16 protein-coding genes are annotated in these 15888 nt (G+C 60.7%); 11 read left to right on the top strand and 5 right to left on the bottom strand.

Going from position 1 to position 15888, the window contains the following annotated elements:
• A partial coding sequence (locus tag HMPREF2935_RS13340; RefSeq protein WP_210400732.1) for a hypothetical protein occupies window positions 1-195 on the bottom strand: 195 nt, incomplete at its 3' end.
• A gap of 333 nt (window positions 196-528) precedes the next feature.
• On the opposite strand from HMPREF2935_RS13340, the gene betA reads away from it, so the two are divergent.
• The 8 genes from betA to HMPREF2935_RS12750 all read left to right on the top strand — a co-directional run bounded on the left by betA (window position 529) and on the right by HMPREF2935_RS12750 (window position 6089).
• Window positions 529-2304, top strand: coding sequence for a choline dehydrogenase (gene betA, locus HMPREF2935_RS07620; RefSeq protein ID WP_061919960.1), 1776 nt, complete (start codon window positions 529-531; stop codon window positions 2302-2304).
• Between the two features lie 19 nt (window positions 2305-2323).
• Window positions 2324-3034 (top strand): LysE family translocator, encoded by a 711-nt coding sequence (locus HMPREF2935_RS07625; protein ID WP_070732661.1) that lies wholly within the window; start codon window positions 2324-2326, stop codon window positions 3032-3034.
• A 25-nt stretch (window positions 3035-3059) separates the two neighbouring features.
• Entirely contained in the window at window positions 3060-3413 is a 354-nt protein-coding gene (locus HMPREF2935_RS07630) for a DUF2218 domain-containing protein (RefSeq protein WP_070732664.1), read from the top strand.
• A gap of 10 nt (window positions 3414-3423) precedes the next feature.
• A complete protein-coding gene (locus tag HMPREF2935_RS07635) occupies window positions 3424-3753 on the top strand; it encodes a YbjQ family protein (RefSeq protein WP_070732666.1) in 330 nt (109 codons plus the stop codon).
• A 107-nt stretch (window positions 3754-3860) separates the two neighbouring features.
• Complete coding sequence (locus tag HMPREF2935_RS07640; protein WP_141756037.1) at window positions 3861-4700, top strand: CE1 family esterase; 840 nt, start codon at window positions 3861-3863, stop codon at window positions 4698-4700.
• A 10-nt stretch (window positions 4701-4710) separates the two neighbouring features.
• Window positions 4711-4998 (top strand): RNA-binding S4 domain-containing protein, encoded by a 288-nt coding sequence (locus tag HMPREF2935_RS07645; RefSeq protein WP_061919972.1) that lies wholly within the window; start codon window positions 4711-4713, stop codon window positions 4996-4998.
• Window positions 4998-5792: a VOC family protein gene (locus tag HMPREF2935_RS07650; RefSeq protein ID WP_061919974.1), complete on the top strand. Its 795-nt coding sequence runs from the start codon at window positions 4998-5000 to the stop codon at window positions 5790-5792. The genes HMPREF2935_RS07645 and HMPREF2935_RS07650 overlap by 1 nt, the downstream gene beginning before the upstream one ends.
• Complete coding sequence (locus HMPREF2935_RS12750) at window positions 5793-6089, top strand: MGMT family protein (protein ID WP_070433362.1); 297 nt, start codon at window positions 5793-5795, stop codon at window positions 6087-6089.
• On the opposite strand, the gene HMPREF2935_RS07655 is transcribed toward HMPREF2935_RS12750, so the two are convergent.
• On the bottom strand, window positions 6013-6942 hold the full coding sequence (locus HMPREF2935_RS07655; RefSeq protein WP_070732668.1) for a PrsW family intramembrane metalloprotease: 930 nt from the start codon (window positions 6940-6942) through the stop codon (window positions 6013-6015). The genes HMPREF2935_RS12750 and HMPREF2935_RS07655 overlap by 77 nt on opposite strands.
• Window positions 6939-7514: a hypothetical protein gene (locus HMPREF2935_RS07660; protein ID WP_070732670.1), complete on the bottom strand. Its 576-nt coding sequence runs from the start codon at window positions 7512-7514 to the stop codon at window positions 6939-6941. Before HMPREF2935_RS07660 ends, HMPREF2935_RS07655 begins: the two co-directional genes overlap by 4 nt.
• A 42-nt stretch (window positions 7515-7556) precedes the next feature.
• On the opposite strand from HMPREF2935_RS07660, the gene HMPREF2935_RS07665 reads away from it, so the two are divergent.
• Window positions 7557-9494, top strand: coding sequence for a M13 family metallopeptidase (locus HMPREF2935_RS07665; RefSeq protein ID WP_070732672.1), 1938 nt, complete (start codon window positions 7557-7559; stop codon window positions 9492-9494).
• Here HMPREF2935_RS07665 and HMPREF2935_RS07670 read toward each other — a convergent pair.
• Complete coding sequence (locus HMPREF2935_RS07670) at window positions 9481-9987, bottom strand: CG0192 family protein (RefSeq protein ID WP_141744821.1); 507 nt, start codon at window positions 9985-9987, stop codon at window positions 9481-9483. The genes HMPREF2935_RS07665 and HMPREF2935_RS07670 overlap by 14 nt on opposite strands.
• A 30-nt stretch (window positions 9988-10017) precedes the next feature.
• Between HMPREF2935_RS07670 and HMPREF2935_RS07675 the strand changes: the two genes are divergently transcribed.
• Both HMPREF2935_RS07675 and HMPREF2935_RS07680 read left to right on the top strand, forming a co-directional pair.
• The gene (locus HMPREF2935_RS07675; RefSeq protein WP_070732674.1) at window positions 10018-10851 is read left to right on the top strand and encodes an alpha/beta hydrolase; all 834 of its coding nucleotides are present in this window, start codon (window positions 10018-10020) and stop codon (window positions 10849-10851) included.
• Window positions 10852-11099: 248 nt separating this feature from the next.
• Complete coding sequence (locus HMPREF2935_RS07680) at window positions 11100-12389, top strand: PepSY-associated TM helix domain-containing protein (protein ID WP_239240472.1); 1290 nt, start codon at window positions 11100-11102, stop codon at window positions 12387-12389.
• Between the two features lie 115 nt (window positions 12390-12504).
• Here the strand turns inward: HMPREF2935_RS07680 and HMPREF2935_RS07685 are convergent, their stop codons facing one another.
• Window positions 12505-15870 (bottom strand): arabinosyltransferase domain-containing protein, encoded by a 3366-nt coding sequence (locus tag HMPREF2935_RS07685; protein ID WP_210400733.1) that lies wholly within the window; start codon window positions 15868-15870, stop codon window positions 12505-12507.
• Window positions 15871-15888 lie beyond the last annotated feature (18 nt).

The following is a 15888-nucleotide window of genomic DNA, read 5'->3' on the forward strand; positions in this document are numbered from 1 at the left end:
AGGGACCTGATCCGCGCCTACGGCATCGCCGGTTTCAGCCTTGTAGCTGCCGACGAGGGCACGAACTTGGTAGCGTGGGCTGCGCTTCTTGGGCTCTCCAGAGGGGGTTGCGAGAGAGGTGTTTTTACCCCCTTCTTGGGGGACTTTACTTGAAGTGTGAGACTCCTCAGGATCGTGAGGGTCAAAGTTAGCCATCTACTTCTCCTAATGTTGGTTGGTTTGGGCTGAATCTTTCGCACGGGTGCCCCAAAATGCTCACAAGATCGCAGGGAGAGAAAGGTGAGTGAAATGAATCATATTCGGGCAACCTATGTGCAAAGACTTCGGATTTCATCTCCAGAGACATCCATCCGGACAAGGTAAATATACATTAAGATGGGCAAACTTCTAGAGGGATGTGTACTCTGAAGGTAGTGCCCGCACATGAGGCGATGTGAATAAATACAGACTTTTGTATAAACTACAATTTTTTCACTTCCGGTGGGACAATCTTGACGTGTGAAATATTTCACAGAAAGAAGGGGATTTATGGGTTTTATGGACAAGCTGACCAAGAAGCGTTCCGCTAAAAAGGTCACCGATGAAGTAAGCGACGTAGTCGTCGTTGGCGGTGGCTCCGCAGGCTCCGTCATCGCCGAACGCCTGACCGAAGACAAGAACACTCGTGTGCTGGTCCTTGAGGCTGGACGCAACGATTCCCTCTGGGATCTCTTCGTCCACATGCCTTCCGCATTCTCTTTCCCGATTGGTGCAAAGAACTACGACTGGATGTACGAATCCGAGCCGGAGCCAGAGATGAATGGCCGCCGCATCTACCACGCCCGCGGCAAGCTGCTGGGTGGCTCTTCCTCCGTCAACGGCATGATTTACCAGCGTGGTAACCCGATGGACTACGAGAAGTGGGCCAAGAACCCGGGCATGGAAAACTGGGACTTCGCGCACTGCCTGCCATACTTCAACCGCATGGAAACCGCCGCCGCGGCAGAAGATAACGATCCGCGCCGCGGCCACGACGGCCCGCTCTACCTTTCCCGCGGCCCGGCAACCAGCGAGCTCTTCCAGGCCCTGTTCAAGTCCGTGCAGCAGGCCGGCTACCACCTGACCAACGACGTTAACGGTTACCGCCAGGAAGGCTTTGCTCCTTTCGACCGCAACATCAAGCACGGCAAGCGCTGGTCCGCCGCGCGTGCATACCTGCACCCGAACCTAGACCGCGAGAACCTCGAGGTTCGTACCCGCGCGTTTACCACCAAGGTCCTCTTCGAAGGTCAGAAGGCCATCGGCGTGGAATACGAGTGGAAGGGCGGCGTCCACCGCGTATTCGCTGATAAGATCGTCCTTTCCGCTGGCGCCATCAACACCCCGCAGCTGCTGCAGGTCTCCGGTGTCGGTGACGAGGAGTTGCTGCGCAAACACGGAATCGACGTCGTCAAGCACCTGCCGGGCGTCGGCGAGAACCTGCAGGACCACCTCGAGGTCTACATCCAGTACGAGACCACCAAGTCCACCGCTTCTTCCCAGCCTTACCTGGACAAGTGGCGCTGGCCATTCATGGGCCTGCAGTGGATTCTCACCAAGAAGGGCCCGGTTGCAACCTCCCACTTCGAGGGCGGCGGATTCGTTCGTTCCAACGAGAACGAGGAATACCCGAACCTGATGTTCCACTTCCTGCCGATGGCAGTGCGCTACGACGGCCAGAAGGCCGACGTCAAGCATGGCTTCCAGTGGCACGTTGGCCCGATGTTCTCCGATACCAAGGGCCATGTCCGCATCAAGAGCGCCGATATCCACGAAAAGCCGGAGATTCTCTTCAACTACCTGAAGACCGACCAGGATCGCCGCGAGTGGGTCGAGGCAGTGCGCGTTGCGCGTTCTCTGCTGGACACCGAAGCCATGGCTGAGGTGGGCGCCCGCGAGTTCAGCCCGGGCCCTGACGTGCAGACCGACGAGGAGATCCTCGAATGGGTACGCAACGACGGTGAGACCGCACTGCACCCGTCGTGCACCACCAAGATGGGCTCCAAGGATGACCCAATGGCGGTTGTGGACCCAGAAACCATGCAGGTCTGGGGCATTGAGGGCCTCTACATCGCTGATGCTGGCGTCTTCCCGTCCGTGACCAACGGCAACATCTACTCGCCAACGATGATGGTGGGCGAGAAGGCCGCCGATCTGATTGCCGGAAAGAAGCCTTTGGCACCGCTTAACGACGTAACCTGGTACAAGGCCGGCGAGGACATGCCGCTGTACGCCCCGGGCGAGGCAGTGCGCGATCACAAGCAGGCCGTGAAGGGTGCTTACTAAGAAGTAACAAAGGGGTCGAATGTCCGGAGCTGCTCTAGTCACGCTGCTAGGAGTGTGGGTGGCGATGATCGTCGCTCCCGGCCCTGATGTAGTGCAGGTCATCCGCGTCGCCCCGCGCTCCACGCGTGCCGGAATCATGTGCGCGCTGGGCATCTGCACCGGCATCGTCGTCTGGCTCACCGCCTCCCTGGCAGGGCTATCTGCTCTTATCGCCGCTCGCCCCAGCCTGCTCGGTTTGCTGCAGCTGGTGGGCGGGGGCTTCCTTCTCTGGATGGCCTATGGCTCTATCCGCTCGGGCCTGACGCAACGGCGCTCTGCCCTTAACTCTGCCCGCAGTACTTCACAGGACTCAGCGGAAAGCGCGGGAAGCTTCGATGAGGAGCACATCGAGCAGGCAGTGAGCACTGGCGACGTCGAGGACATCACCGCTGGCCGCGCCTACAAGCTGGGCATGCTCACCAACCTTTCCAACCCGAAGGCGCTTGTCTTCTTTGGTGCCGTCTTTGCCCAGTTCATTCGCCCTGACATGGGGCTTGAATGGACCGTGTTCATCGCCATCATCCTGACTGTGGTCTCCGTGGCGTGGTTTTCTACCTTCGCGCTCATCGTCCGCGCGGCGGCGCGTTTCCTCACGAAGTATTCGGCCCATCTGGATATCGGCTCGGGCCTTATCTTCGGCGCCTTGGGCTGCGTGATGATTTATGAGGGAATCCTCGCGCTGGTTAGGTAAACCTAAATCGCGTACAGTGTCCGGCATGAGCAATTCCACCGCACGCGTTTCAACCGATCGCCCGACACGCTACGGCAAGCAGCTGGCATCGCATTTCTCTGCCAAGATTGACGCCCACTGGGACCCAGAAACCGAAACCGGCCGCTGCGTCTTCGAGCGCAAAAACACCCGCGGCACCCTCGACCTTGCTGTTGAGCCCAACATCCTCCTCCTCAACGTCGAGGCAGACTCAGAAAGCATCGAGTCCGTCGAGCACGTTGTGGCCCGCCACCTCGTGGGCTTTGGCAAGAAAGACGACTTGAAGGTCGAGTTCACTCGCGCCGACGGCACACCGGGCGTGCACTTCGGCGTCGCTGATCTTCCCCCAGAACGCAGGTAGTCTAGGGCTCATGATTTTCACCACCACCAACAACGTCGATGGTCACGAAATCACCGAGTACATTCGCGTCATTGCGGGTGAGACGGTGACCGGTATTAACTTCCTCAAGGACTTAGGCGCCTCCTTCCGCAGCTTCACTGGCGGCCGCTCCGCTGGCTATGAGGAAGAGGCAGTCAAGGCCCGCGAGGCTGCCCTTAACGAGCTGTGGAACCGCGGCCAGGAGCTGGGCGCCGACGCCGTCGTGGGCATCAGCTTTGATTACTCGCCTATGGGCCAGGCCAACGACATGCTGATGGTCACCGCCACCGGCACCGCAGTCAAGATTTGCCCGACCTCATAGTGCGCCAGCCATTGAAGGCAGCCCTGTGCATTCTTGCCGGGGCTGCCACTACATGTTTTGCCACCGGGTGCTCCACCACGGATGAGCCGGGGAGGGGCCCGCATAGTGTGCCTACGCATATGGTCACGGCGTCGGAAAGCGCGCCCCTGCCTGCCAGCGGATCCACCGAAACCGGCCACTATCGCACCATCGAGCTGCCCAGCGGCAGAAGCTTCATCGCGCACGTACCCGATAACTATGACGCAGCGCAGCCCGCGCCGGTGGTCATGGTCTTTCATGGATATAACAGCGATCCCGCGACCATCTTCCAGGACACTGAGCTCTATGAGGCCAACGCCATCACGCTTTTTCCGGCGGGTATTGGGGAGGCTTGGGCGCCTGCACCTTATGCGCAGACTTCCTTGGGGGAAGACTTCGCTTTGGTCGATGACACCTTGGCCTGGGTTAAACAGAATTACAACACCGATGGCCGCGTCTTTGCCGCAGGCTTTTCCAATGGCGGCGGTTTCGTGCGCGCCCTAGCCTGCAACCGGCAGTTGGACGGCGCCGCCACGGTTTCCGCGGCGAACTACGACGCCGTGGATGAAAACTGTGAAGGAAAGCCCACCCCTTATTTTGCGGTGCACGGCACTGCCGACGTCGTTATTAATTACGGAGGCGGCACCGCCCACGGTGGCCACTACCGCGGTGTGGAGGAGACCATGGCGGAAATCGCCGAGGACAATGCCTGCGATCCTTTCCCCGCCGAGCACCGGGAAGACGCAGTCACCCGCTTTACGTGGGGTTCCTGCGCGGTGCCCACCGTGAATTACAAAATTAAAGGCGGCACGCACACCTGGAACGGTGGCGTAACGGATCGCAGCGGGCTTGTCCCGCACGATTGGGCAACCAACTCCATTTTGGACTTCTTCAAGGTTGAGTATCCCGGCAAGGTGCCTTCTCGGTAAGCTATGCCGCATGTTAGAAGTCTCAATCAAGGGCGATTCCATTAAGCTCGGCCAGTTCATCAAGCTGGCCTCCCTCGTGGGTACCGGCGGTGAAGCAAAGGAGCTCATCGCGCAAGGCGAGGTCCAGGTCAATGGGGAAGTGGTGACCCAGCGCGGCGCCACCTTGTACCCAGGGGATGAGGTCAGTATCGATGGCACTTCTGCGCGCGTGGCCGCCGCAGATGACGACGATGATGACTACTTTGACGAAGCCACCGCAGACGATGACTTTGATCCGGAGAAGTGGAGGAACATGTAATGCCCGCTTTCGAAGCAGAAGTAGGCATGCCCTACTGGATCGACCTGACCACCTCCGAGCCACGCAAGTCCGTGAACTTCTACGAGCAGGTGCTGGGCTGGGAAGTAGATTCCGGTAACGAGTACCGCGTGGGCCGCGTGCAGGGCCTGCCGATTGCCGGCTTCATTCCGCAGCCAGAGCAGGCTTCCATACCGGATACGTGGGTGACCTACTTTTTAAGCAAGGACATCGACGGCGATTGTGCGCGTGCGGAGCAGCTTGGCGGCCGGGTGTTGGCGCCGGCAACGCAGGTGGAGCTGGGCCATATGGCGCTGCTTGTCGACGTCGCAGGTGGCATGTTTGGCCTCATTCAACCGGCGGGCGCGGACCAGTTCGTGGCCGGCGGCGAACCGGGCACGCCGGTCTGGCACGAACTGACTGCCACTACCAGCTACCAGCAGGCCTTGGACTTCTACGGCGAGCTGTTTAACTGGGAGGTCCGTGGCGGCGATGCTTATGCCACAGCGGAGGAAGATGGCGCGCCTTTCGCCGGCTTCTGGAACGCCGAAGGCCAGTTCCCGCCGCAGGTGCCAAGCTTCTGGCAGACCTACCTCGGCGTGCGTGATCTCGAGGCGGCTGCTGCCAAGGCAGTAGAGCTTGGCGGTGAGGTAATCCGCGAGCCGTGGGATTCGCCTTTCGGGCGCCTGTGCCTGCTGGCTGATTCCACCGGCGCTACGGTCACTCTGGCCGAGGTCGAGGACGCGCCGGAGGAAGAGCCGCGCGAGTCAGATGACGTGCTCAACCTCGACTTTTAGATGAAAAACAGGGTAGAGGAAGTAGCGGAGGTCGTTCGGCGCATTCCGGCCGGCAACGTCTCTACCTACGGGGAAGTGGGCAAGGTAGCGGGCGTGGGTGCTCGCTACGTCGGCTGGGTCATGAAGAAAGCCGAGTCCGTGCCGTGGTGGCGCGTGGTGCGCGCCGACGGCACCTCGCACGCGCCTGAGCGCTCAATCCCACGCTGGGAAGCCGAAGGAATTACTCATAAAGACGGCCGCGTGAACATGCGCCGCCATGGATTAGATGCCCGCGACTTGGAAGGGCTGATCGATTGAGAGCTTGGTTCTTCCTCTTGCTGGCTGCGGTGCCAGCATGCATCACGCTGTATGTGGTGTCCTCCCGCGCGAACTTGTTGCCGCGATAGACCAGGTAGATGTTCAGTGGGTAGAGCACCAGCCCCACCAGCACGTATTGAACCGGCATCAGCGTGGTGTTCTCCGGCAGGTAGTTCCAGCAAAAGTGCAGGCCAAAGGCTAGCAAAAGGAAGCCAAAGATGGAGCCCAGGCGCCACCACACTGTCTTGTTCGCGCTGAATAACGCCCAGCCTATTCCCCAACCCGCCAGCGCGGTGAGCAAGACGTGCAGCGCCGGACCCGCGATGAGGCGCAGACCCCACATCTGAAACATTCCGGTCCAGTCAGAAAGCGGGTGCATCGTGCCGCCGACGACGCTGTACAACACGTTCTCGAGGGTCTCAAAGCCTAAGCCCACGGTGGCGCCCACGACCCAGCCGTGCCACGGCCGGTTGAGCTGACGGAATGACAAAAGAATGAAGAAGACTCCGGTGGCCTTGGAAATCTCCTCTGGGTAGGCACCCGCCCACGACATCGTGGCGGCCTGCCACCCGAAGGATGACGCCAGCGTCATCAGCGGAGTAGAGGAGAGCAAAGCCATGCCCACCGCGGTGCCGCCACCCCACAGGAGCGCCGCCCAGACCCATCCGCGCGCCGGGAACATGGGGCTTAGGCGAAGCAAAAAGAGGACGAGGGCCACGTAGGCGCCGCCGATGAGCACGCTGGGTACCACCAAAGCAGGAGTAATCAGCAGGTAGCTGATTAGGTTAGCCATGATGCTCACCATGCCCAGAGCCAGTAGTACCCACAGCGAGTTGCGGAAGAGTTTGCTCATGATGCCACTACTCCCGTCTCCGCTTTCACCGGCAGCTCGCGGTGCCCAAAGGCCTGCCAGATGAGTTCCGCGGCGTGGGTGAAATCGCCGCCGGTGAGCACCACGATGTAGTCAAAGTCGGTAAAGTCGCCCTCTCCGTCGCGGGAGAGGACGATTGCGTCGGCGGGGGCGTCGTAAAGCGCGAGTGCATCGCCCTCCCTGTGGATCTTTGCCGTGGAAACTTCGCCGTAAGCATAGCCGCGGACGGCGCGATGCATCGCCACCTCTTCGTCGACACCGTCGAGGCCCTCAGTGCTGACCACCTGCACGAGCGTCGCACCGCAGTCCCAGGCTTGGTTCGCCATGGTCTCCGAATTAGGCGTGCAACGCAGACCCGGGACCTCAATGGTCCAGGTTTCATCCTCGCTGAAACCTGTTGTCGCAGAATCAAGGACCACCTCCTCGGTCTTCGGCTCGGGCGGGGTCACCGTTGCTGCGATAAGCGTGGGGATGACGAGCACTACCAGCACGAAGCTAACGACCGCGAGAAAATATCCGCGGAGTTGTGATGGTGGGAACCGATAAGTTGGCATAGTCCACACCTTAACCGGATTGATTCGCCTAGAGTGGCTGGCATGAAAGATCTCTACCAATTTGTCAATGGACCTTGGCTTAACTCCCACGTCATCCCCGATGATCGTGGCGTTGATGGCACCTTCCACAACCTGCGTGACGAGGCGGAAGAGCTCGTGCACGAGATTGTTAAAAATGACACTGGGCGCCCAGGAGCGCTCTACGCATCGCACCTTGATACCGAGGGCGTAAATGGTGCAGGCATGGCGCCAATTGACGCCGACCTCGACCACCTCACCGCAGCCGACCCTCAAGAGCTGGCGCAGCGCCTCGGCGAACTCGAGCGCGAGGGAGTCGGCGCCCCGGTGACCTTCTGGGTGGAAAAGGATTCCGGCTCCGAGGAAGCCGTGGCCTACGTCATCCAGTCTGGCCTGGGCCTGCCGGACGAGGCTTATTACCGCGAGGAAGCGCATGCGGAGACGCTGGCTGCATATGAAAAGCACGTGGCGCAGATGCTGGGCTTCCTGGATCCTGCCCGCCTGTTCGGCTTGGGCGCCGACGTTGCCGCCACGCGCATCGTGGGTTTGGAGAAGGAGCTGGCTGCCGGTCATTGGGATGTCGTTTCCACGCGCGATGCCGTTAAGACTTATAACCCGATGCCTTTCGAGGAGCTGCCGGAGTTGGCACGCGCCATCCTTTCAGGTGGCGGCCTGGAAGCACAGCGTGTTGTGAATATGATGCCTTCCTACCTCGAGCACTTCGAGACGCTTTTCACCGCGGACCGCATGGCAGATTGGCAGCTGTGGGCCACCTGGCACATCCTGCTTTCCCGCGCGCCGTACCTGCCGGAGGAAGTCGGCGCGAAGAACTTCGAGTTCTACGGCACCCGCCTTTCAGGTGCTACCACTCAGCGTGACCGCTGGAAGCGCGCCGTGGGCCTAGCGGAGTCCCTGGTGGGCCAGGAGATTGGCAAGGTCTTTGTGGACCAGCACTTCCCGCCGGCATCTAAGGCGGAGATGGACACCCTGGTTGATTACTTAACCGCTGCCTACCGCGAGCGCATCTCCCAGCTCGAGTGGATGACGCCCGCTACCCGCGGGCGTGCCTTGGAGAAGCTTGCCCAGTTCAAGGCCAAGATTGGCTACCCGGATAAGTGGCGCGACTACTCCGATCTTTCCTTCAGTGCGTCGGGCAAGGACCTGATTGCGAACGTGCGCGCTGGCAACGCGTGGGCACACGACTTCGAGCTGCGCAAGATTGGCAAGCCGGCGGACCGTGACGAATGGTTCTCCACCCCGCAGACGGTCAACGCTTTCTACAACCCGGTGGTCAATGACATCACTTTCCCAGCCGCCATCCTGCGCGCGCCGTTCTTCGTGCCTTCTGCTGAAGGCGGCGACGTTGCAGAGAACTTCGGCGCAATCGGCGCGGTCATCGGCCACGAGATCGGCCACGGTTTCGATGACCAGGGCTCGCAGTACGATGGCCAGGGCAACCTGAACTCCTGGTGGACCGAAGAGGACCGCACGGCATTTGAAAAGCTCACCGCGAAGTTGGTGGAGCAGTTCAACGGCCGCGTGCCTTCCGTTCTGGAAGGTACTGATTCCGCGGGCGTTAACGGCAGCTTCACCCTGGGTGAGAACATCGGTGACCTGGGTGGACTGGGCATCGCAGTGGTGGCTTACAAGAACTACTGCGCGGACAACGGCCTCGACGTCGCCGGCCAGGTGGCCCCTTTCGAGGTAGAGGACGCATCTCCTGCGCTTTACGACGCCGAGTACAACGGCCTGCAGCGCCTCTTCCTGTCCTGGGCGCGCGTTTGGCGCACCGCAATCCGCCCGGAGATGGCCACCCAGTACTTGGCCATCGATCCGCACTCCCCGGCGGAGTTCCGTTGCAACCTCATCGCGGCGAATGTGGCGGAGTTCTACGAGGCCTTCGAGGTAGAGAAGGATTCTCCGTTCTACCTGGCCGAGGAAGACCGCGTCACAATCTGGTAAGACGCGCCGCGAGGTAGTCGGTTCCGGTCTCGGAGTCGACTACTCGTAGTTGCCCAGCCTCCGGTGGGGTGACGGTAAGGGTGGGCAAGAACTCGATTTCGCCAGGTAGTCCGCCGGTGCCATAGGCGTGGAAGCGCTGTGGGCCGGTGGAGTATGCGGCGGAGGTTTCCTCGTTTTGTACAAGATGGACCCATTGCGTGATGGCGACTGGGTCGTCTTTGGCGCGGGCTACCGAGCGCTTTCCGAGCACGGAGTGGTCCATGGCGCACAGTGGTTTGTCGGTGGCATTGTCGGCGGCGCGGTAGGTGACGGGGAATTGGACGATGTTGCCGGCGTAATCGTGGCCGAGGAGGACCTCGATGCCAACTTCGTCATCAGGATCTACTGCGCGGTAGCTTCCAATGATCTCGTCGATGTGGGCGTACTTAGCTGCGATTTCGGCTTTAGTGGGGGATAGTTCGGCGGTGGGGTGGAGTTTGGCTACCTTCGTCATGGCAGCCATGGTAGCGGTAACCTCGAATGCATGACTTCGATTGAGCAGTGGCAGATTGGTGGCCAGGACCGCCAGTTGAGCGAGGAAGAGCAGCTGGAACAGCTCTACACCTACATGCAGATCCACTACCCACTGCCGGATTTCCGTCCGCCGTGGGCTGGCGGCGGCTCGCCGGATGCTGACCGCTACTGCGCGCTTTTACCGGATCGCATCACGCAGGCTTCCATGATGGTCTTGGGCACTGCAGTTGACCACGCGTTGCCGGGCACCAGGTTCACTGATGGAATCACGCAGCGTGACCATGAGGTTGGCGCCATCTTCGAGCCCACTGCGCCGAATGGCAAGTGGGCAGTTTCCCTCCACTCCGGCGGCTGGTGGCGCGGTGACGGCAACGCGCTGGAGATGCAGTGGCGCCCCGAAGTCGCCGCCGCAGCACAGTTGTCCGGCACCACCATCATCGACGTAGATTACCCGCTAGCGCCTGAGCACACCGTGGCGGACATGGTGGAATCCGTCAACAAGGCCATCGCTTATGCCTGCGAACAAGGTGCGGCTTCCGTGACCGTGTGGGGCTACTCCTCGGGCGGCGCCTTGGCTGCACTCGTACCTGCCGATGCGCTCATCCTTACTTTCCCTGACTTCGCTGCGCTTTCCAATCTCCCCGAGGAGCTGCGCGCCGGCTACGAGCTGCCAAACGAGTACCCGCGCACACTCGTCCAGACTGCGGTGCAAGACGAAATCGCCGAGCGAGTCACCATCCCTGCCGCCGAGACCGCCGATTACGTCTCCACTCACCGCATCTCAACTCCGGCAGTGGCCCGCCAGCGCATCATGGACACCGCGGACTTCCTGCGCTCCGTCTAAGCCGCCTGGTTTTAGCGTTTAGCGGTTTGGTCCCATTGGTTGGATCCCCTTGGGGGTAAAGCTACCCAATGGGGCATCCCGCACGGCTTCGCTACTCGTAAAGGGACCATTAGAGGGGGACCCAACCAGGGAAACCAAACCGAATTGAGGGCAACCTGACCACTGCCGGCAAAAGTTCCCGCGATTCGAAAGGATCACAAGAAAACTTTATCGGGAACTATTGCTAATAGCGTCGCGACTATTCACCCATGAGTATTTCCAATCATGGTGCGATGTCGCGCTTACACAAGACAGCCGGTGTTCTCATAGCGCCGTTCCTCATCGTTGCAGCGCTGAGCGGGTTCTTCTACGCCTTGGCCCCCAGCATCGAGTCGGTGGTGTACAAGAATGAGATCGCGGCGTCAGGAAGCGGTGAAGCACACAGCCTCGACGAGCAGATCGCAGCAGCCCAGAAGGTCTATCCGGATCTCGCAGTAAGCAAGGTGCAGGCCTTCGACGACAGCGAGAAGAACACCCGCGTGCTCTTCGCGGATGACGCACTGAAATCCTCCAGCTACGCCCACGCAGTGTTCGTGGACCCCGCCACGCTCGAAATCAAGGGTGACCTCGTGCAGTATGGCTCCTCTCGCGCATTGCCGTTGCGCAGCTGGCTCTCCGAGGGGCACCGCCGCCTCTGGCTTGGCGACGCCGGCCGCATCTACTCCGAGCTCGCCGCCTCATGGCTGGGCGCACTGGCGATCATGGGCATCTACCTGTGGTTCAAGCGGCGTCGGAAAGCGGGCAAGATGCTCACCCTGCACTCCAAGATCGGCGCGTGGCTGTTGCCCGGCTTCGTGTTCCTCACCATCACTGGCCTGACCTGGTCCTTGGTTGCTGGTGAAAACATCTCTACCCTGCGCGAGAAGATGGACTGGATGCAGCCCAAGCCCGCAGCAACTGCCGCCGCGGACCCGCATGCCGAGCATCACCATATGGACATGACGGGGGACATGAACGTGATGGGCGGCGCAGACGCGTTGGCGGCCGCGCGTTCGGCAGGGTTGACCGGCATCCTCGACATGACGCCGCCTTCCGCGGAGACGCCAGCGTGGACCGTCACTGAGGCACGCCAAGACTACAAGCTGAGCTACGATGCCATCGCTGTCGACCCGCACACTGGCGAAGTGGTGGACCGCGTGGACTTTAAGGACTGGCCGCTCATGGCCAAGGTGGTCCCATGGCTCATCCAGCTGCATATGGGCACCTTGTTCGGAATCTACAACCAGGTTGCGCTCGCGCTTCTCGCGCTAGGCCTGTTGGCGGTCAGCGTCATGGGCCTGTGGATGTGGTTTAGTCGCCCGAAGCGCTCGCTCCAGCACCTGAAGCTCTCGCCAGCGCTGGTCGTGGGCGCGGTGCTGTATTCCATCATCGCTCCGCTCTTCGGCGCATCCCTGGTGCTGTTCTTCCTTGTGGATTGGGCAGTGCAGCGCGCTAAGAAGGCGAAACAGACCGAGCCACGCGAAACCCAAGAAGGGGAAAGCATCAAGCAACCTGTCTAGGACGATTGCCATAAAGTAACGAGAGGGAGGACCACCTGGTCCTCCCTCTCTCGTACTCGCTGGGTCCTACTTCTCGCTGGGTGCTTTTTCACGCTGGGTGCGATAGCACCCAGCGTTATTTCTCCTCAGAGCCCTCCGGGCGAATCTTCATCTCGGATTCCTTCCAGAGTCCGGAGCGCGAAACGATCTCATGATCGATGTTCGCCTCGGCAGGTGCCTCGCCCTTGGAGTTGGTGCGCAGCTCGTACTTTTCGATTGCGCCCCAGTCTCGAGCCCAATCATTGTTGAGGTAGCTCGGGATCTCGTAGGAGTAGTTGACTGCCTCAGCCGTGGCCATCGCGCCACCGCCCGAGAAGGACTGGAAGTCAGTCAAGGACGTCTGCGCCGCTGCATCCGGCAGGATGCGGTATTCCGGAATCTCCGTCACGCCCGCATAGTGGTCGAATGTGCGCTGGCATGGGAACTGCAGAGCCACAGACCAGTCCAGCAGCGCCGGGGTCTGCGAATCGAACTGCGAGTTGATGGTCGCCAGCTCCGGCACGCGCGGCGGAGTGAAGGCGAGCCATTCGTCCTCGTCAGTGGAATCATCCACGGCCACCAGGCGGACCACGTTGGCCTCAGCTGGCAGCTTGTCCAGCGGGATGCGCAGGTTGCGCCACTTCGGGGTAGCGCCGACGTCGGAAAGCTCTGCTTCGCCCTTGTTGGTGGCCTTGCCGTCCTTGTAGGTGGCGTACTCCAGCTTGAGCTCCATGCCGTCCTGCTCGATGCCGTTGACATCGTGGTGGTAGATGTTGCCCGCCGCAGAAACAGCCAAAATCGGCGCGTTTTCCTTGGCCTCAGGCAGGTTGTACCACTGGGTCGTTACGGTAGAGGTAGAACGCTGCTTTTCATCGTAGGAGCCCAAAACCGGTACCTTGTTGTAATCCAGGTTGAAAGGCAAGTGACGGGTCGAGCCGTTTACGCCCTTGGTCCCACGCACGCCGCCGCTTTGCTCATTGGCGGACTTTTCGCTGCTTTCCTCCGACTGCGCGGCATCGGCAGAGTCAGCATTTTCTGCCTTCTCGGTTGAGGTATTCGCAATTGCGCCAACCGACGCCGAGTTCAGGTTCTCCGGCTCGATGGATTCCGGAATGTTATCGGGGCCAAAGCCGAAGGAATCTTCGCTTGGGTCCTCCAGCGAGTCCTTGAGCTCGCCTTCAACCGGGCTGAGGAAGGAGCCGTTGGTGTTGGTCTCGACCATCGTGGCGTCGGCAAGCGAGCACTGGTTGCCCTTCAGCGAGGCCAAGTTGCCCTTGCCCACGGAGTAGGAATCCTGCTGCGAAGCATAAGCCTTAGCGAAGGATGCACACGAGAAGGCCACAATCAGCGCGCAGGCCAAAGCCAGCGGCGCGGACATAATGCCTGACCAGCGCGAGACTTTGGCGGCGGCCTGTGCCTTGAACTCCTCGAGGCGGCCTTCCTCTTCTGCTTGGGCCTTGCGGTAACTGTGGAACATCGCCTGGACGACGCCGACGGCAAGGACCACCAAGCCAATAAACAGCAGCACGGTGTTGGCCTCAATGGCCTTGAGCTGAACCGTGCGATCCCACCACGGGATGCCGAAGGAGGAGACGTACCACCAGGCATTCCAGCCAGCCATGGAGATAGCCAGCAGGAAGATGACCGATGCGAGGGCGAAGGTGCGCGCGCGTGGCGAGCGCATTGCGATCTGGGAGAGGACAACCGCGCCCAATGCCGCAATCACGCCCGCGACGCCGGCGTAGATACCGAAGTGGTGGGTCCACTTGGTTGGGGTGAACATCAAGAAGAAGGTGCTAAGCCCAATGATGAGCAGCAGGCGCTGGGTTGGGCCGACCGCTGCGCCGACGACGCGGCGATCCTTGATGAAGGCATAGATGATTAGCGCCAAGCAGAAGATCATGGTGAACATGGCGAAGCGGCGGGTCATCGAGCCGTCCACGGACTGCTGGAAGAGCGTGGTGTAGCGCACGTACTCCGAGTACCACGGCAGCGAAGGGCCGACCTCAGAGCGCACGCGGGTGGACTCCATGACCGAAGCCAGCGTCTGATCACCAAAGGCTGCGACCATGATGGCGGTGCCGGAAGCGAGGAAAGGCGCAATCATGGCGAGCCAGCCCACGTGCGGGGCGCGCTTGGCCATGAAGGCAAATAGCTTCGGCAGTGATACTAAGAACACGCCGACGGCGAAGAGGCCGGTAGGGCCAGCGCCCAGCGTTAAGGTTGCGGCGATGGTGCCCACGGCTGCTGGCAGCAGGCGGCGGGCGGCAATAGAGCGTTCGAAGGAAGCCCAGGTCACCATGACACCGAGAGCCACGATCGGCTCTGGGCGGATGCCGTTGTTATATGGCAGCCAGAATGCCAAGAACATAAAGGCGGCGGTCCAGTGCGCCACGCGGCGGCCATTAACTAGGTCACCAAAGCGCGGCAGAATCTCGCGCGAGAGAATGAACCAGACGATGAATGCGGAGATGAGCGCAGGCAGACGCACGAACATTGACGTACTGGAAATCTCCGACAAGAAGGCCACGAGGTCGTAGTACGGGGAGCCGAACGGGGCCTCGGGAACGCCGTACCAGCGGTAGTAGTTCGCCATATAGGAGGCGTGACCGGAAACGCGGCCCATCGTCAGGATGAAGCCGTCATCCGAGGTATTTGCGCCGAAGATATGCCAGAAGACGAGGACGGCAGCAACCACGCCGTCGAGCGGGCGGATCTGCTTCCAGGTGGCAGGCATAAAGCCCAGCTTGCGCCCGTCTAGACGGTCAATGCGCCACAGGCAGATAAGGCTCAGGATGGTCATGGCTACGCCCAGCCACATCGCAATCTTCTTTAGCAAAGAAGGCGAGGAGGTAAAGCGCGAGTTGATATCGACGTGGACGTTTAGCCCTTCGTCGACAAGCTTTGCGGCATCCTTATCTTCTAGCTCGGTGTAGACGCCGGTGACCTGCGGACGAACGTCGTCCTTCGTGGTCTCGGAATGCTTATCCACGCTGACCGTGGTGCCGGAGCCGGAGGAGTCGATCTTGAGCACGGCGTCGTCAGGCAGTGCGGCTACTTCCTTGGGGGTAAGGGCAAGCAGCACCTCGTCCAAGGAGACGACGGACAGGCCTTGGTCGCTCACGCGGACGAACATGCCGCGGTTGGAGGCCTTGGTGGATTCCGGCGGGATGGTGCCGTAGAGCAGGTCCTGATCATTGTGGAGCTGGTCTGCGGCGCTCAGCGGGATCTCGGCCTTGATGTCCTCCGGCGCCACCGAAATCAGCGGGGCGTTTATGGACTGCAGCGAATTATTCTGCGGCCAATCAAAAGAGGACTGGGTTTGGTTCACCGGAAGTAGCGGGGTCGCTACAAAACAGATGAAGCCAATCAGGCCGGCAATAATGGCGGTTAGCCGCAGCGAACGCGGGGCGTCCGCTATGGCTAAGCGGGTATTTTCGGTACTAGGAAGGCTAACTGACACGGCGATCAGTTTACGGCA

Origin of the sequence: Corynebacterium sp. HMSC076D02 (assembly GCF_001813815.1) — a bacterium.
Taxonomy (GTDB): Bacteria; Actinomycetota; Actinomycetes; order Mycobacteriales; family Mycobacteriaceae; genus Corynebacterium; species Corynebacterium simulans.